This window comes from Ruegeria sp. AF8, assembly GCF_056541825.1.
Genome location: NZ_JBQFYW010000006.1, coordinates 107,455 through 124,422, shown reverse-complemented (window position 1 = coordinate 124,422; position 16,968 = coordinate 107,455). Strand labels below are relative to the sequence as shown.

Genomic DNA, 16,968 nt, shown 5'->3' with positions numbered 1-16,968 from the left:
CGAACACGATGAAAGCGCTGGAGAAATCCAAACCCGAAGAAGGACTGTGGATGGTGCAGGCCCCGGTGCCGGAAATCGGTCCCGATGAGGTGCTGATCAAGATCAACAAGACCGGCATCTGCGGCACTGACATCCATATCTGGAACTGGGATGACTGGGCCGCGCACACCGTGCCGGTGCCGTTGATCACCGGTCACGAGTTTGCCGGGGAAATCGTCGAGATCGGGCGCAATGTGACCGGGCTGGAAATCGGCCAGCGCTGCTCGGGCGAGGGGCATCTGATCGGCACCGACAGCCGTCAGAGCCGTGCCGGAAAGTTTCACCTCGACCCCGGCACACGGGGCATCGGGGTGAATGAACAGGGGGCCTTTGCCGAATACCTGAAACTCCCCGCCTTCAACGTGGTGCCTTTGCCGGATGACATTCCGGACGAAGTCGGCGCGATTCTCGACCCGCTGGGCAATGCCGTTCACACCGCGCTCAGCTTTGACCTGTTGGGCGAGGATGTGCTGATCACCGGCGCGGGTCCCATCGGCATCATGGCCGCCGCCGTCGCCCGCCATGCAGGCGCGCGGCACGTGGTGATCACCGACATCAACGCCGACCGGCTGCAATTGGCAAGCCATGTCGTGCCCACGGCCCGCACTGTCGATGTGACCAGCGAAGAGTTGCAGGACGTCATCACCGAACTTGGCATGAAAGAGGGGTTCGACGTCGGTCTTGAAATGTCCGGCTCACAGGCCGCGCTGGATCAGATGGTCGAGGCGCTGGTGATGGGCGGCAAGATCGCCCTGCTGGGCATCCCGCCGGGCAAGTCCCCGGTGGATTGGAGCCGGATCGTGTTCAAGGCGATCACCATCAAGGGCGTCTATGGCCGGGAGATGTTCGAGACCTGGTACAAGATGATCGCAATGCTGCAGAACGGTCTGGATGTGGCCCGCGTGATCACCCACCGTTTCAAGGTCAGTGATTTCCGCGATGGCTTTGCCGCGATGAAATCCGGGCAGTCGGGAAAGGTCGTGCTGGACTGGACCTGAGACATCATCCCGGCACACCCGGTTGCGGACCCGCCCCGCAATGCGGGGCAGGCCATGGATCACATGGTGGGTACGGGTCCCGCCGGATCCATGAACTGAAAGTGTTCCATTGTCAGATCGGCTGAATCAACGCCATTTAGCAGCAGGCTGGAGTCATCGGCATAGATCAGCAACGCGCCATCCGGCGACTGGATAAGGTCGGCAAGCGGATCATAGGTCTCGCCATCTGCGGTCTGAATCAGGATAAGGTCGAAATCGGTATCGAAATCCTCGACAACGTCATGTCCGAATCCGGTAACCGTGCCCGTCGAAGTGTCGCGCGCGATGCCGACGAAATCGAAACCCTCTCCGGTCCGCAGAACGTCATTCCCGAACAGTCCGGTGATCAGGTCGTCGCCCGCCCCTGCGTCGATCACATCGTCGCCAAAGCTGCCCTCGACCGTATCGTTCCCGTCCCCGGCATCCACCGACATCGGAGATCCGTCATAAAGCGCAACCTGATCGTCGTGCCCTGTCAGAACCAGATGTTCGAAATTGTTCCATGATGACACCGGTGCGCCGCCGGCAGTCGGATAGGCGTACAGCTCCGACCCAATGTAGCTGTCGAAAAAGACGCCGACACCTTCGGACCAGCCGGAAAAGTCGAGCGTGTCAAAACCCGCGCCGCCGTCAACGCTGTCGCTTCCGGCACCGGCATGGGCAATGTCGTCGCCCCCCATCAGGTCCACCACATCGCTGCCCGGCCCGCTGACCCAGACATCATCGCCCGCCGTACCCGTGCCGATGCCGCCAATCAATGTAACCCCGGCACTGGCGCTGTCATTGGCCGCGTCGATATCGTCAGCGGCATCTGCGACCACAATCACCTGATAATCCCCGGCAGGGATGTTCAGATCCACCTGCGCCGTGGCCGTCATCGTCGCCGTGTCGCCCGCAGCAAGGCTCGTGATCCCGCTCCAGATCGCGATGTCATCCTCGGAAACCGTGCCATCGGTGGATAGATAGGCGGTCAGCCCGACACCGGACGCCGCCCCGGTTCCACCATTGGCCAGGTCGATCGACAGATCCAGGCGACCGCCATCCGGCCCCAGATCCAGATCCGATGAGGCGCTGATCTCAACGCCGGTCACGGCGACATCCACTGTCGGCGGCGGCGGTGGTGTCAGCGTGATGGTCTGGGTGATCACATTGTCCCCGGGCGTTGCGTCCGGGGTGCCATCGCCCCAGTTCACGACACTGATCAGGTAGTAATCTCCCGCTGCGTAGCTTTCGGGCAGCCAGTGCGAAACGGTGAAATTGTTGGTATGCCCGGGAAAGGTGCCGCCGGTCGCTCCGGCAATCCGGTGATCGTCGGCGGAAATCGTCGTGTCGGTCGAGATGTAGGTGGCCACCGAAAAATACGACACATCGATGTTCGAGGCATTCTCGATCGCATAGGTCATGTCGATCCTGCCACCGCCTTCAAGGTTCAGATCGGAACCCGCCCCGACCGTGGCCGAGGCAAGTTTCAGATCGGCAACCGGTGCTTCGACTGTGATCTGAACCCATTCGGTCAGGTTGTCGGTCTCGTTTTCCTCGGTGACCGCATCGCCGCTATCGACCCGCACCGCGACCCAATAGGTGCCGGGTTCCAACGCTCCGGGGTCGAGCGTGAAGCTTGCAGTCTCACCGGTTCCGGTGGCCAGAGCGGCAAGATCGACCGTGCCCAGCGATCCGGTGACCGCCGCTTCGTCCGGCGCGGTTGCGATCAGCAACTCGGCGGTGGACGCTCCGGCATCCACCACGCCGTTCGACGATACCTGCACCGTAATGCCCGATGTCTCGCCCGGTGACAGGATGGCATCGTCAACGGAAATGCCGTCGGCGGTCAGGTTCGCAAGCCGGGGCAGAACGACCTCGTTCAGGGTCTGCGTCATGTCGGCAAACTGAAACAGCTCCACCCCGGAAATAAGATCGTCACCGTCCGGGCCCGAGACAAGGATCTGGCCATTGCCCAGATCCGTGACTTCATACGAATCGCGGCCATAGGAAAAAATGGCCAGGTCGGTCCCGCTGCCACCATAAATCGTGTCGTTGCCCCCGCCACCAAAGAGCGTGTCATCGCCGCCCTTGCCGTCAATAGTCTCGGCCGCATCCGAACCGTTCAGGACGTTGTCGCGCTTGTTGCCGGAAATCGTGTTGCTGTTGCTGCCGCCTTTGCTTGGCTTGCCCATGTCGAAACCCTTTGTGAAATGACTTTCGGCCTCGATGGCATTCAAATCAGGCAACAATTTGACGTTGAACCTGCGATATGCATTCAACCTTATGGTAGTATAATCGTATTTGGGCCGTCATCGGCTGTGACTGCACTTTGCGCGCGTTCCGAAACAGGTGCGGGGCAGCCAAAGCGCGACGCAAACGGGTCTTCAGGTTTTCCATTTGGCCTTGGTCGACTCCTTGATCGGCCATTCGCATTTCTTCAGGTCGAAATGATGGCAGGCGACCTTGCCGCTGTTGGTTTCGCGCAGATGGTTAAGACAGGTGGCCAGAGCCGCAATCACCCTTTTATCAGTGGTCAGAGCCACATCGACGGCGCTGCCGGTCAGATGGTACGAGACCTGTTTCCAATCCGCCTTTTTCAGCATGGTGCCAACAAAGGCCTTTTTGTCCCCGCGCTGCCTTATGCCGTCCAGCTCCTCTCGAAGCTTCTGGTTTCTGGCAAGATAATAGTAGTAATTTCCGCGCTTTAAGTGCCCGTTCCAGCCATTGTACATACATCTGGCCTGATATTCCTTTGAGCGCAGGCCGGAAACGACAAGAATGGGCTTGCCGTAAAAGGCCGAAACCTCATCGAGGATATTCAGGATTTTCTTTTTCACACCCTTTGTCTTGCCCGTGACTTTGCCTTTGGCTTCCGGTTTTTTGGCATCGGGTTTCTTCTCGGCCTCTTTGGCGGCAGTTTTGGCCTCGTCGGCCGCTTTCTTCTGCGCTTCCTTGATTACCTTGTCCGCAATTTTCTTGGCGTCCTCCGGCGTCGCCTCGGCTTTTTTCTCGAACAGGTCCAGGAAATCGTCATACAGCTCGTCGGCATAGGATTCGATTTTGTCCAGGACGCCTGCCCAGGTGCTCTTTTCCAGTTTTTCGGTTTTGGCCGCTTTCTCGGCGGCCTTGACCGCTTGTTTCACAGCGTCTTTCTTTGCGTCGGCCTTGGCCTGCTCGGCCTTTTTGGCGTTGGCCTTGGCTTTTGCCGGACCCGCGACAAGCGCCTTGATCGTCGTCTTGTTCGGCGAAATCACATAGTCGGGTTTGAACTTGCAAACCTTGAGTTGAAATGCCCCGATCGCACCTGCGGTCTTTTTGCCGAACTTTCCGTCGACTTTCAGTTTCGGAAACCCGACGGTCTGAGCGAATGGGTTCAACAGGGTCTGAACCCGTTTAACGTCTTCGGAATCATTCGCCTTGCTTTTGCCCACCGGCGCCGAAATACCCTTGGCCATTTCGCCCTCCGCCACAAACCGTCCTGTTTAGAATAGCTCAAATTCGGGATTCGCGGAAATCAACCATGTCTTAACCCGTTCCTTCCCGTCCCAAACGAAACCTTTTGATCTTTGCGCGTATTCCTATATAGAGGCGCATTCCGTACCAGAATTCGCCGAGTCTCTGCCCATGTCCGCCAAAGCGCCGATCACTCATGATGTCATGACCATCCCCCGCAAGTTGCCTGCCGGGGGCAAGATCAATCTTGTTGGCCTGACCCGCGACCGGTTGCGCGAGGTTCTGATCGAACACGGCACGCCCGAAAAACAGGCCAAGATGCGGGTGAACCAGATCTGGCAATGGATCTATCAGTGGGGGGTGCGCGATTTTGCGGGGATGACCAACCTCGCCAAAGCCTATCGCGCGCAACTGGCCGAAGCGTTCGTGATCGAAATCCCCGAGGTGGTGACCCGCAAGGTGTCCGGGGACGGGACCCGCAAATATCTGGTTCGCATCGCCGGCGGTCATGAGGTCGAGGTGGTCTATATCCCCGAAGAGGATCGCGGCACGCTGTGTATATCCTCTCAGGTCGGGTGCACTTTGACTTGTACGTTTTGCCACACAGGCACCCAGAAACTTGTACGAAATCTTACAACTGCGGAAATCGTGGGCCAGATCATGATGGCGCGCGACGATCTGGAGGAGTGGCCGACCCCGGGCGAGCCCAAAAACGAAACTCGGCTGTTGTCCAACATCGTTCTGATGGGAATGGGCGAGCCGCTTTACAATTTCGACAACGTCCGCGACGCGATGAAGATCGCGATGGACCCCGAAGGCATTTCACTGTCCCGCCGCCGCATCACCCTGTCGACCTCCGGCGTGGTGCCGGAAATCGCGCGCACGGCAGACGAAATCGGCTGCCTTCTGGCCATCTCGTTCCACGCAACCACGGACGAAACCCGCGACATGCTGGTCCCGATCAACAAACGCTGGAATATCGAGGAACTGCTGGGCGCGCTGGCCAGCTATCCCAAGGCATCGAATTCGGAACGGATCACCTTTGAATACGTGATGCTGGATGGTGTAAACGACACGGACGAGGATGCCCACCGCCTGATCGACCACATCAGACGCCACAACATTCCGGCAAAGATCAACCTGATCCCGTTCAACGAATGGCCCGGAGCACCCTACAAGCGCAGTTCGAACAACCGCATCCACGCATTCGCCAACATCATCTATCAGGCCGGATACGCATCACCCATCCGCACCCCACGCGGCGAGGATATCATGGCCGCGTGCGGACAGCTGAAATCGGCGACCGAACGTGAACGCAAGTCCCGCAAACAGATCGAATCCGAAGCGGGCCTTTGAAAAACAACGTGAAATCGATCCGATCCCGGTCTAGGCTCGCGCTCAGTATCAACAAGGATTGAATGCGAGGTCTTTTGCCATGTCGCGACGTATCATGTCGGTTGTTGCCTTATTGATCGGCAATGCCGCCGGGCTTTTGCTTGCTGCGCTCCTTCTCACCGGTTTTTCCATTGCACCGCTTTCCTTCATCGTCGTCGTGGTGGTGTTCACATTGGTGCAGGTGATAGCCGAGCCATTGATCGCGAAGGTCAGTGAAAGGAACCTGCCGGCGCTCAAGGGGGGCATCGCCCTTGTCGTGACCTTCGTAGGGCTGCTGATCACCGATTTCGTCACCTCCGGGCTGACCGTTGGCGGTATTTCAAACCTGCTGGCGGCCACGTTGCTGGTCTGGCTGGGGGCGCTGGTCGCCGGAATTCTGCTGCCGATCTTCGTGTTCAAGGAATTGCGCGAACAGAAAAAATAGGCGGCTGTCACTCCAACCGGTCCAGAGCGGCACTGATCGCCTGCCACAACTCTTCTGCAGGTTCGCAACCGACCGACATCCGCACAAAGGCCGGATCGACCGCATCGCCCCAGCGCGCGCGTCGTTCGGCGGATGTGTGCACCCCTCCAAACGACGTGGCTGGCCGGATCAGGGGGCAGCCGTTGATGAACCGCTCGGCCTGGTCTTCGCTTTCCAGCGTGATCGACAACAGGAACCCGAACCGTCTGGTCTGAGCGCTGGCCAGATCGTGCGAAGGGTCCTGCGGCAGGCCTGGATACCGGATTTGCCGGACCGCAGGGTGCTCGGCCAGCCTTGCGGCAAGAATGCCCGCCGTTGCGCACATCCGTTCGAACCGCACGTCCAGCGTTTCCAGCCCACGGTGCAACAGCCAGGATTCCTGCGGGCCGGGGATTGCGCCCGACACTTTGCGCCATTCCTCGACCATTTCCATGATTTCCGCGTTCCGGCTGGCGACATGGCCCATCAGCACATCTGAATGCCCGCCCATCGCCTTGGTGTCCGAGGATACGACCACATCAATCCCCAGATCCAGCGGGCGCTGCCCCAGCGGCGTCAGCGTGGTATTGTCGGCAATGGTAATGCCACCCGCCGCCCGGACATCCCGGGCAATGGCCGCCAGATCGACCATGTCCAGACCGGGGTTTGACGGGCTTTCAACAAAAACCACATCGAAACCATCAAACCCGCCATCGGCAAAACCGACGGTCGGGCGTTCGATCACCGTAACGCCCAGATTGGACAGAAAGCGGTCCGCCAGCAGCCGGGTCACATAATATCCGTCCGAAGGGATCAGCACCCGGTGTCCGGCCCTGACCACGGCAAACAGGGCTGCGGATATGGCGCCCATGCCCGAAGGAAAAGACAGGCTTGGCGCTGCTTCGAGATGTGACAGCGCGTGTTCAAGATATTCCCATGTCGGGTTGTTCACCCGGCCATAGCTTGCAAATCCCTCGGGTGCGCCCGGCAGATGGTACATGCTGCTTTGAACCAGCGGCGGGGCGACGGGTTCGCCCTTGCTCAGGGCGTTGCCGCGCAAATGAAGCATTTCGCCCAGTTTCAGGTCGCCCGATTCTGGTTTTTGCATGGCCATTTGCCCCTGTGCCCGTCACGTTGCGAACCGCAATAGCATCCAAATTGTGTCCTTGAAAGCGCAGGAATTGCCTAAGACTTACCTAAAATCCGGTAAATTTCCGCCCCGTTGAACATCTAGCTTCCAACCCGGGGTCAATGCCATGGAGGGGAAGAAATGGCGCAGGCTGAATTTGGAAGCACGGGGATCGAGGCGGCCGTTCTGGACCTGCTTCAGCGCGAGCGGGCAAAGTCGCTCAGCGCGCGGGAATGGAAGTTCCGGCTGGCCGGTTTCGGCTATGCCATCAAGAATGTGAAAGGCGAACAGGTCGTGACCAAGCTGCCTGGCGGCGATGAGCTTGGGGTACTTCCGTCAGATCTGCATTGAGCGGTGTCAGACGGAAACCACTGCCGGGCCGCTGAAAGCGCGCGTCATGGCGCCGCCTTCGGCCGCAACGGTATCCTTGCGCATGTGTTCCACCGACTCGCGCACGCGGTTCCATGTGCCTTCATCCGGATAGACCATCACGATCAGCCCTTCTGTCGGGCTGACCCGGACAAGATGACCGCTGCTGGCGCCCATCGCCTTGAGCTGGCTGAGCTTTTCCCTGGCCGTCGAAAGCAGGGCGGTTTCGTCGAGGCTGTCGTCATAGCTCCAGCTGGATACCGTTACATAAGACATGGGCTCCTCCCTTGGTTGCGGTCGGAGTGTAGTCTACCACGATTCCGCCTATCTCCCGGGAATTGAATCGCGGGCCGGTGCGGGTTCCCAGTTTTCGATGATATGCACCGCCTCTTGCGCGGTATCGACAAAGCGAAACAGGTCCAGATCCTCGTCCGAGATCGTACCGGCATCCGCCAGCGCCTCCCAGTTGATGACCTTTTCCCAGAAGGCCCGTCCAAACAGTAAAAAGGGCACACGTTCCATGCGGCCGGTCTGGATCAACGTCAGCGACTCGAACAACTCGTCCATGGTGCCAAAACCGCCGGGGAAGATGGTGATGGCGCGGGCGCGCATCAGGAAATGCATCTTGCGGATCGCGAAATAGTGGAAGTTGAAGCTGAGTTCCGGCGTCACGAACAGGTTCGGCGCCTGTTCATGTGGCAGCACGATATTCAGCCCGATGGAACAGCCACCCGCCTCATGCGCGCCACGATTGCCGGCCTCCATCACGCCCGGCCCGCCGCCGGTTACGATCACATTCTCGCGGCAGCCGCTTTCCTTGGATTTCTCGGTCATCAGCCGCGCGAATTCCTGCGCCTCGTCATAGTATTGCGACAGGTCCGCCAGGGTTTGCGTGCGCGCGGTGTGTTTCTGCGACGGTTCGGGAATGCGCGCGCCGCCGAACATGACGATGGTCGAGGTGATCTGGCGCTCGGCCATCAGCATCTCGGGCTTCAGCAATTCCAGTTGCAGGCGCACCGGGCGCAATTCATCCCGGCAGAGGAAATCGTCATCCGCAAAGGCCAGCTTGTAAGCCGGCGAACGGGTCTGCGGCGTGTCCGGAACCTCGCTTGCCGTCGATCTGTCGGTATGGGCGTCACGGAACGGGCTCAGGCGGTCTTCTCTCATTGCTGGGGCATCCCTGCTTGCGTGTTTACAAAACAGCTATAGGTTTCCCGGGCAGAGCGCCAGTGCCGCCCCGTGACAAGGATGTGAAAATGGATTGGAAGGCAGAGATTTCGGCAGCGGCCCAACGGGTTGAGGGCCATGTGCAGGAAACGCCGGTCATTCGGGCAGAGGGATTCGGTCTGGGATATCCCATCGAAATGAAGGCCGAACACATGCAGCATACCGGCAGCTTCAAGGCGCGCGGTGCGTTCAACACGCTGTTGGGTTGCAATGTTCCCGGTGCCGGAGTCGTAGCGGCTTCGGGTGGCAATCACGGTGCCGCGGCCGCCTATGCCGCGCGGGCGCTGGGTTATCCGGCCCGGATCTTTGTGCCGGAAATGGCGGGGCCGTCCAAGATCGCGCTGATCGAAGGGATTGGCGCGGATCTGACGGTGGTGCCCGGTGAATATGCCAGCGCCCTGGCATTGGCGCGCGAACACGAAGAGGCCAGCGGCGCCATGCAGATTCATGCCTATGACGCGCCAGCGACCGTGGCAGGGCAGGGCACCTGTTTTGCGGAATGGGACAAGCAGGGGTTACAGGCGGATACGGTTCTGATCGCCGTGGGCGGCGGTGGGCTGATCTCTGGCGCGCTGGGCTGGTTTCAGGGTGCGCGCAAAGTCGTGGCGGTCGAGCCTGAAACCTCCTGCGCGCTGCATGCGGCGCAAGCGGCGGGAGCGCCCGTGGATGTTCAGGTTTCCGGCATTGCCGCCAACGCTCTTGGGGCGCGGCGGATCGGAGATATCTGCTTTGGCTTGGCGCGGGAGATCGAAGCCATCCTTGTTTCGGACCTGGCCATCGCGCAGGCGCAGCGCGCGCTGTGGCAGGAGCGGCGGATACTGGTCGAACCCGCCGGCGCGACGGCGCTGGCGGCGCTGATGTCGGGGGCATACACGCCCGATCCGGGCGAGCGGGTTGCCGTTCTGATCTGTGGCGGAAACATCGCGCCCGACCCGCTGTCGGGCTGAAAATGCGCCTTGTGCAAGAAGGTTGTGGATTTTATCTATAATTCATGTCCGCGACGATTGCCGATACGATTTACGACCGCCTCAGCCAGCAGATCATCACCGGCAGCCTGTCTGCGGGCGAAAAGTTGCGGCAGGATCATATCGCCCGTGCCTTCGAGACAAGCCACGTTCCGGTGCGCGAGGCGCTGTTGCGGCTGGAGGCGCACGGGCTGGCCAAAAGCGAGCCGCGCCGGGGCATGCGGGTGACCGCCCTGGACCCTGCCGAGGTGCGCGAAGTGATCGAGATGCGGGTGGCGCTGGAATCGCTGGCGCTCCAGCATTCGGTACAGAACATGACCCCGGCGGCGGTCAAGGCGGCCGACGAGGCTCGCGCCGCCTGCGATGCAGCGCAGGACATGCCCGCGTGGGAGGCGCGGAACCGGGCCTTTCATCGGGTGATCCTGACTCCGTGCGCCATGCCCAGGTTGCTGCACACGATCGACGATTTGCACATCGCCAGCGCTCGGCATCTGTTTGCCCAATGGAGGCAGAAATGGGTGCAGCGTGAAGATGCGGATCACGCCGCCCTTGTTCAGGCGCTCAAGCGCAAGGATGCGGCCTTGGCCATCTCGATTCTTGTTCGCCACATTCGCCGTGCGCGCTAACACCGTGTAAGATGTTGAAACAGCGTGATTTAGTGTGCGTCACTTTGCGCTGAAATCTTTTATAGATAAAAATTTCGACTTGTGTAATTGTAAGTGAAATTTATCTATAAAATGGAGTAAGCCATGAAGCCCACTCACCAAACCGCCCTTCCCGCTGTCGGGGGATTGGGGCTGTCCGGTCAGGCCCTGCGCGTCGCCGCCGGTGTTCTTTTGCTGACGCTCAGCGCCAAAGTGCAGGTACCATTCTGGCCGGTGCCGATGACACTGCAGGTGGCTGCTGTCATGGCAATTGCCGCCACCTATGGGGTCCGTTTGGGAACCGCGACGCTGATCGGCTATCTGGTGGCCGGGGCGGTTGGCTTTCCGGTCTTCGCGGGCACGCCCGAGAAGGGGATCGGTCTGGCCTACATGATTGGCGGCACCGGCGGGTACCTGCTGGGATTTGTGCTGGCCGCAGCGATTGTCGGCTGGGCCGCCGACAACCTGCGCAGGCTGTTTCTGTGGCCCGCGATGCTGCTGGGGCTTGTTGTAGTTTACGCTCTGGGCCTGGCCTGGCTGGCGCAGTTCGTGCCGTCGGATAAGGTGCTGGCCTATGGATTTACTCCCTTCATCGCCGGCGATCTGGTCAAAATCACTCTGGCGACCGTGGCCGTGCTGGGGCTTCCTGTTGGTTTGATGGCCAGGATCCGGGGGTCCAGAACGGATGCTTGATCAGGGCGACATCCGCAGCGACTGGTCGGTGGACGAGGTGGAGGCGCTCATGCGCCTTCCCCTGCTGGAACTGGTGGGCCGGGCGAATGCCGTCCACCGCTTGCACCACGATCCCGAGGACATCCAGAAAGCCAGCCTGCTGTCGATCAAGACCGGCGGTTGCCCCGAGGATTGCGCCTATTGCCCGCAATCGGCGCATCACCGCGAGGTCGAACTGACCAAAGAAAAACTGATGAACCCGGCGCATGTCCTGTCGCTGGCCAAACGCGCCAGGGACGCCGGAGCCGAGCGGTTCTGCATGGGGGCGGCCTGGCGTCAAGTGCGCGACGGCGAAGAATTTGACAACGTTTTGGAGATGGTCTCGGGCGTGCGCGCGCTGGGCATGGAAGCCTGCGTGACGCTGGGCATGCTGAAACCGCATCAGGCCAGACGATTGGCCGAGGCCGGGTTGACCGCCTATAACCACAATCTGGACACCTCGCCGGAATTCTATGGCCAGATTATCGGAACGCGGACCTATCAGGACCGGCTGGAAACCCTGTCCTATTGCCGCGACGAGGGCATCGACCTGTGCTGCGGCGGCATCATCGGCATGGGCGAGAGCCTGCGCGACCGTGCGTCGATGCTGCAGGTTCTGGCGAATTTCGACCCCCATCCCGAAAGCGTGCCGGTCAACGCGCTGATCCCGATCGAGGGCACGCCGCTGGCGCATCGGGACAAAGTCGGCATCTTCGATCTGGTGCGTATGGTGGCAACGGCCCGAATCGTCATGCCGGAATCCCGGGTGCGCCTGTCCGCCGGACGCTCGGATTTTTCCGCCGCCGAACAAACGTTGTGTTTTCTGGCGGGTGCGAACTCGGTCTTTTATGGCGATGTCCTGCTGACCGCGCCCAATGCGGGCACCGGAGATGACCGCGATATGTTTGCCGCGATGGGCGCATTGCGTGGTGATTGACGCAAGAGGGCCAATGCACGTCGCATTGCGCATTGGCCCCGTCTTGCTTATAGGCCACACGATCATGACGAGATTCTGCAGGGAGCAGCCCCATGTCCAACGCCCAACTGGAAGCCGCCATCGAAGCCGCCTGGGAGGCGCGCGACACCATCACCCCCGCCACCACCGGCGAGCAGCGCGAAGCCATCGAAGATACGCTGAACGCCCTGGACAGCGGTTCGTTGCGAGTGGCGGAAAAGCTGGAAAATGGCGACTGGCATGTGAACCAGTGGGCCAAAAAGGCGGTTCTGCTCGGTTTCCGCATCAAGGATATGGAAATCCAGTCCGGCGGCCCGCAAGCCGGTGGCTGGTGGGACAAGGTGGACAGCAAGTTCGCCGGCTGGGGTGAGAATCAATGGCGTTCGGCCGGGTTCCGAGCGGTTCCGAACTGCGTTGTCCGCAAATCTGCCTATATCGCGCCGGGTGTTGTGCTGATGCCATCATTCGTGAATCTGGGCGCTTACGTGGACGAGGGCACCATGGTTGACACATGGGCCACCGTCGGTTCCTGCGCGCAGATCGGCAAGAACGTGCACCTGTCGGGTGGTGTCGGCATCGGCGGTGTGCTGGAGCCGATGCAGGCCGGTCCCACCATCATCGAGGATAACTGTTTTATCGGCGCACGCTCGGAAGTCGTTGAAGGCTGTATCGTCCGCGAAGGCACGGTTTTGGGGATGGGCGTTTACATTGGCAAATCCACCAAAATCGTCGACCGCGAAACCGGCGAGGTCACCTATGGCGAGGTGCCGCCCTATTCGGTGGTCGTGTCGGGGTCTATGCCGTCCAAGAACAACATCAGCCTGTATTGCGCGGTGATCGTGAAGCGGGTCGACGAAAAGACTCGTTCAAAAACCGGCATCAACGAGTTGCTGCGCGACTAAGCTGCGGTTCCGGGGGTCGTGTAAATCCAAGGCTGCGGTGATTGTCACCGTGGCCTTTTTCGTTTCTTCGCCGGTCTTCGGCGCGATCACCGAACCGGGAAAAACAGCTGATGTCAGCGACAACCGAACCCGGACAGCCCGGCGTTTCGAAATCATCAGGGTCGCACTCGAAATGTCAGGACAACGCCTTGGCGATATCGTGCGCACGCGGATGATCCTGACCCACATGGGCAACCGGAAAGGCGGTTTGTCAGACGGCAACCGCTTGAGAGCCCGGCAAAGGGAACGATCTTGACCATGGCAAGGCACGCGGCTAAGGCCCTCGGGATGGAAAAGCAAAAGAAACCCTCGCGTCAGCAAGTCTATACCCTTTTGGTCCAGATCGGCCGCAAGGACGGCGACGGGCTGCCTGATGGGGCGACCGGGGCGGCCCTGATGTGTTTTGCCAGTGGCGTCGATGAGGCCGAGGCGGTGCGCGAGACGGTCGCGATCCTGAAACAGGCCGACACCGCGCCGCTGGACGTTACAGGCTATGGCACGCTGGCCGAGCGCGAGGCGGAAGGGCACGAGATCGGCGACGAAGAACGCGCGCTCATGCAACGGGCGCTTGATGAAAACGCGGTCGTCGTGGCGCAGATGACGCCGTTTTTCGATGAGATCGAAGGGAACTGAAGATCAGTTTCTGACCCCGAACCATTTGCGATAGATGGTGTCATAAGTGCCGTCTTCGCGCAGGGACAGCAGCGCCTGATTGACGCCCTCGACCAGTGGCGAGCCCGATGGGAAAGCAATGCCGTAGTTTTCCCTCATGAAAACACCCCCTGCCATTGCGGCGTATTTTCTGCCGTCATGAGACGCATAGTAGGACAGGATGGGGGCGTCGAATACGACCGCGTCCAGCTCTCCTTCCTCGAAATCCGTCAGAAGCGGGCTCAGCCCGTCATAACCGGCATAGTCAAGCTCTCTCCGTTCCAGAAAGCTGGCGGCGGTGGAGTTGCTGATCGTGCCGATCCTCTTGCCATACAGATCGTTGACCGAGTTGACCGTACCGCTGATGGCATCAACCGTCATCACCGAGGTGATTTTGGCCGTGAAGACCGAAACGATGAACAGGGATGAGATAACCAGTATAACGCCGAACACCCGACCAAACGCGGTACGCGGCACACGTTCCTCGAACCCACCGTTCACCACAAGGTTCAGGGCCCACCAAAAAGAGGGAAACCAGGCCTCGTTAAGCTTGCGGTCGAAATAGGGCTGCGCGCGCCGCTCGAAATACCACATCACCATTCCGCCGCCGAGGAGAATTCCAATGGCCAGCCCGATGGCGATGAACAGTTCGCGGGACAGCAATGCGTTCAGCAGCGACGGGCGGCGGGCCGCGTCGGATGGCACCATGATCTGCAGACCGGCCTCGAAAATCGGCTGGCTGAAATCCATGCGGGTTTCGCGCGATGCTGTGATCGAAATGTTGGCGATGGCCAGATCGGCCGCACCGTTTTCAACCGCACCCAGCATTTCGGCGAACCCGTCCATGCGACTGATGTCATAGTCGGCCTTGAGGGACTGGGCGAGCGCGGCCAGAAGATCCATTGAAAAGCCGGCCTCTTTCCCGTCTTCCGGGAAAGAGAACGGTGGCCGGGTGACTGTCGCGACGGTCAGTGACTGCGCCAGGCTTTGCTGGGACAGAACCGTGAAGATCAGACACAGGGTGATGAAGAATGCGCGCATCGCTCCGGCTACTTGTTTGCGGCCCTCTATCGTACTTTCCCGCTGCGGCGCAAGATCATCGCGTGGCAAGCGGGCGTTGTCGCGGTGCATTCGCGCAAAAATGGTGCTATTCATCACGGTTTGAGGAATTCTGCGCACAAGGGTTGGCATTCAAGGCGATTCATAGAATGTCTGTCGCCGTTGCCAAATCAGGAGTGAGTGTGACTCGATGACACCTACCGACGCTGTCCGGCTTACGGCCGAACTGATCCGCTGCCCTTCGGTCACGCCACAGGAGGCTGGGGCGCTGGATCTGTTGGAAACCCTGTTGTCCGGGGCAGGGTTCGAGTGCGTACGCGTGGATCGCGGCGAGGTCAGCAACCTGTTTGCACGGTGGGGCGACAAGGCGCATCCCCGAAGCTTCGGGTTCAACGGCCATACCGATGTAGTTCCGGTCGGGGATGAAGCCGCCTGGAGTGTGGCGCCTTTCGGGGCCGAGATCAGGGACGGGATGTTGTATGGGCGAGGGGCGACGGACATGAAATCCGGCGTGGCGGCCTTTGCCGCGGCTGCGGTGGATTTCGTGCGCGAGACGCCACCGGACGGTGCCGTCATCCTGACCATCACCGGCGACGAAGAGGGCGATGCCGTCGATGGCACCACGGCTTTGCTGGATTACATGGAGCAGGCCGGGGAACGCATGTCGGCCTGTCTGGTCGGAGAGCCGACCTGCCCGCAGCATATGGGTGAGATGATCAAGATCGGCCGGCGCGGTTCGATGACGGCCTGGTTCACATTGACCGGGGTGCAGGGGCATTCGGCCTATCCGCATCGCGCCCGGAATCCGCTGCCGGCCATGGCGCGGCTGATGGATCGTCTGGCCAGCCACGAGTTGGACAGCGGAACCGACCAATTCGATCCTTCGACTTTGGCAGTTGTCACCATCGACACGGGCAATCCGGCAACGAACGTCATTCCGGCCCAGTGCAGGAGTGCTGTGAACATCCGGTTCAACGATCTCCATTCCGGCGCCGGTCTGACAAGCTGGCTGCAAAGCGAGGCGGATCGGGTAGCGGCAGAGTTCGGTGTTCAGGTCGAAATGAAAGTCAATATCTCGGGCGAGAGTTTCCTGACGCCGCCCGGCCCGCTGTCCGATCTGGTTGCAAAGGCTGTGGAGGCCGAGACGGGAGTGGTTCCCGAACTTTCAACCACGGGCGGGACGTCGGATGCGCGTTTCATCAAGGCCCACTGCCCGGTGGTCGAGTTTGGATTGGTCGGCCGGACCATGCATCAGGTGAACGAGTGCGTCGAGATTGAGCAAATCCATCAGCTCAAGGCAGTCTACACCCGGATTTTGCAGGACTATTTTGCCTGAGCCATGCGGCGGACGCTGATCATCATGGTCAAGGAACCCCGTCCGGGCCGGGTCAAGACGCGGCTGGGGCGCGATATCGGCATGGTCGGGGCGGCCTGGTGGTTTCGTCAGCAAACCCGCGCGTTGATCCGGCGCCTGCGCGATCCGCGCTGGCAGATCGTTTTGGCCGTGTCGCCGGATCGAGAAGGGCTTTCAAGCCGGGTCTGGCCCGCCGATCTGCCGCGATCGGCCCAGGGTCGGGGTGATTTGGGCATGCGGATGGCGCGGCAGCTGCGGTCGGTGCAATGTGGTGCGGTCTGTCTGATCGGTGCGGATATTCCGGGCATCGGGCGACGCCATGTGCACCGCGCCTTTGCCGCCCTTGGCGCGGCCGACATGGTTTTTGGCCCGTCTCTGGATGGCGGATACTGGCTGGTCGGTGCACGGCGCGCCAGCGTGTTGCCGCAGGGCCTGTTTCGTGATGTGAGGTGGTCGACGGAATACGCTTTGGCCGATACTTTAAGGTCCGCGTCCGGCTGCCGGGTGGTGCTGGTGGACCAGTTGCGGGATGTGGATGTGGCGGACGATCTGGCGGCCGCTCCTTCGCCCGGGCGAGCGTCGTCGCTTTTGCGGTGACGGAGGGATGCCGGCGTG

At 60.6% G+C, this 16,968-nt stretch carries 18 protein-coding genes; 12 read left to right on the top strand and 6 right to left on the bottom strand.

The genetic code is table 11. From position 1 onward, the window contains the following. Positions 1 to 8 precede the first annotated feature (8 nt). Positions 9 to 1,037, top strand: a complete 1,029-nt coding sequence (gene tdh / locus ACR0AO_RS12485; RefSeq protein ID WP_480604173.1) for an L-threonine 3-dehydrogenase — start codon at positions 9 to 11, stop codon at positions 1,035 to 1,037. Between the two features lie 59 nt (positions 1,038 to 1,096). On the opposite strand, the gene ACR0AO_RS12480 is transcribed toward tdh, so the two are convergent. After that, complete coding sequence (locus ACR0AO_RS12480) at positions 1,097 to 3,250, bottom strand: CARDB domain-containing protein (RefSeq protein ID WP_480603988.1); 2,154 nt, start codon at positions 3,248 to 3,250, stop codon at positions 1,097 to 1,099. 192 nt (positions 3,251 to 3,442) lie between these two features. Continuing rightward, positions 3,443 to 4,513 (bottom strand): peptidoglycan-binding domain-containing protein, encoded by a 1,071-nt coding sequence (locus ACR0AO_RS12475; protein ID WP_480603986.1) that lies wholly within the window; start codon positions 4,511 to 4,513, stop codon positions 3,443 to 3,445. Between the two features lie 169 nt (positions 4,514 to 4,682). Between ACR0AO_RS12475 and rlmN the strand changes: the two genes are divergently transcribed. Together rlmN and ACR0AO_RS12465 are read left to right on the top strand one after the other, a co-directional pair. After that, entirely contained in the window at positions 4,683 to 5,867 is a 1,185-nt protein-coding gene (gene rlmN, locus ACR0AO_RS12470) for a dual-specificity RNA methyltransferase RlmN (protein ID WP_480603984.1), read from the top strand. 112 nt (positions 5,868 to 5,979) lie between these two features. After that, the gene (locus ACR0AO_RS12465) at positions 5,980 to 6,330 is read left to right on the top strand and encodes a hypothetical protein (protein ID WP_480603982.1); all 351 of its coding nucleotides are present in this window, start codon (positions 5,980 to 5,982) and stop codon (positions 6,328 to 6,330) included. A gap of 7 nt (positions 6,331 to 6,337) precedes the next feature. On the opposite strand, the gene ACR0AO_RS12460 is transcribed toward ACR0AO_RS12465, so the two are convergent. Further along, complete coding sequence (locus ACR0AO_RS12460) at positions 6,338 to 7,456, bottom strand: cystathionine gamma-lyase (RefSeq protein ID WP_480603980.1); 1,119 nt, start codon at positions 7,454 to 7,456, stop codon at positions 6,338 to 6,340. Positions 7,457 to 7,618: 162 nt separating this feature from the next. Here ACR0AO_RS12460 and ACR0AO_RS12455 point away from each other — a divergent pair, with 162 nt between their 5' ends. Then, complete coding sequence (locus tag ACR0AO_RS12455) at positions 7,619 to 7,828, top strand: hypothetical protein (RefSeq protein WP_480603978.1); 210 nt, start codon at positions 7,619 to 7,621, stop codon at positions 7,826 to 7,828. 6 nt (positions 7,829 to 7,834) lie between these two features. Here ACR0AO_RS12455 and ACR0AO_RS12450 read toward each other — a convergent pair whose 3' ends face one another. Continuing rightward, positions 7,835 to 8,122, bottom strand: coding sequence for a hypothetical protein (locus tag ACR0AO_RS12450; RefSeq protein ID WP_480603976.1), 288 nt, complete (start codon positions 8,120 to 8,122; stop codon positions 7,835 to 7,837). A 48-nt stretch (positions 8,123 to 8,170) separates the two neighbouring features. Next, positions 8,171 to 9,013, bottom strand: coding sequence for an LOG family protein (locus ACR0AO_RS12445; RefSeq protein ID WP_480603974.1), 843 nt, complete (start codon positions 9,011 to 9,013; stop codon positions 8,171 to 8,173). An 89-nt stretch (positions 9,014 to 9,102) separates the two neighbouring features. On the opposite strand from ACR0AO_RS12445, the gene ACR0AO_RS12440 reads away from it, so the two are divergent. The 6 genes from ACR0AO_RS12440 to ACR0AO_RS12415 all read left to right on the top strand — a co-directional run bounded on the left by ACR0AO_RS12440 (position 9,103) and on the right by ACR0AO_RS12415 (position 13,922). Next, a complete protein-coding gene (locus tag ACR0AO_RS12440) occupies positions 9,103 to 10,020 on the top strand; it encodes a threonine/serine dehydratase (protein ID WP_480603972.1) in 918 nt (305 codons plus the stop codon). 44 nt (positions 10,021 to 10,064) lie between these two features. Continuing rightward, positions 10,065 to 10,664 carry a GntR family transcriptional regulator gene (locus tag ACR0AO_RS12435; RefSeq protein WP_480603970.1) on the top strand — a complete coding sequence of 200 codons (600 nt, stop codon included), beginning with the start codon at positions 10,065 to 10,067 and terminating at the stop codon, positions 10,662 to 10,664. 123 nt (positions 10,665 to 10,787) lie between these two features. After that, positions 10,788 to 11,375 (top strand): biotin transporter BioY, encoded by a 588-nt coding sequence (locus tag ACR0AO_RS12430; protein WP_480603968.1) that lies wholly within the window; start codon positions 10,788 to 10,790, stop codon positions 11,373 to 11,375. Next, entirely contained in the window at positions 11,368 to 12,330 is a 963-nt protein-coding gene (gene bioB, locus ACR0AO_RS12425) for a biotin synthase BioB (RefSeq protein WP_480603966.1), read from the top strand. The genes ACR0AO_RS12430 and bioB overlap by 8 nt, the downstream gene beginning before the upstream one ends. 92 nt (positions 12,331 to 12,422) lie before the next feature. Next, complete coding sequence (gene dapD / locus ACR0AO_RS12420) at positions 12,423 to 13,250, top strand: 2,3,4,5-tetrahydropyridine-2,6-dicarboxylate N-succinyltransferase (RefSeq protein WP_480603964.1); 828 nt, start codon at positions 12,423 to 12,425, stop codon at positions 13,248 to 13,250. A gap of 327 nt (positions 13,251 to 13,577) precedes the next feature. Then, the gene (locus tag ACR0AO_RS12415) at positions 13,578 to 13,922 is read left to right on the top strand and encodes a hypothetical protein (RefSeq protein WP_480603962.1); all 345 of its coding nucleotides are present in this window, start codon (positions 13,578 to 13,580) and stop codon (positions 13,920 to 13,922) included. 3 nt (positions 13,923 to 13,925) lie between these two features. Here the strand turns inward: ACR0AO_RS12415 and ACR0AO_RS12410 are convergent, their stop codons facing one another. Further along, on the bottom strand, positions 13,926 to 14,981 hold the full coding sequence (locus ACR0AO_RS12410) for a transporter substrate-binding domain-containing protein (protein ID WP_480604171.1): 1,056 nt from the start codon (positions 14,979 to 14,981) through the stop codon (positions 13,926 to 13,928). Positions 14,982 to 15,189: 208 nt separating this feature from the next. Between ACR0AO_RS12410 and dapE the strand changes: the two genes are divergently transcribed. Both dapE and ACR0AO_RS12400 read left to right on the top strand, forming a co-directional pair. Further along, positions 15,190 to 16,335 carry a succinyl-diaminopimelate desuccinylase gene (dapE, locus tag ACR0AO_RS12405; RefSeq protein ID WP_480603960.1) on the top strand — a complete coding sequence of 382 codons (1,146 nt, stop codon included), beginning with the start codon at positions 15,190 to 15,192 and terminating at the stop codon, positions 16,333 to 16,335. Positions 16,336 to 16,338: 3 nt separating this feature from the next. Continuing rightward, positions 16,339 to 16,950 carry a TIGR04282 family arsenosugar biosynthesis glycosyltransferase gene (locus ACR0AO_RS12400; protein ID WP_480603958.1) on the top strand — a complete coding sequence of 204 codons (612 nt, stop codon included), beginning with the start codon at positions 16,339 to 16,341 and terminating at the stop codon, positions 16,948 to 16,950. Positions 16,951 to 16,968: the final 18 nt, after the last annotated feature.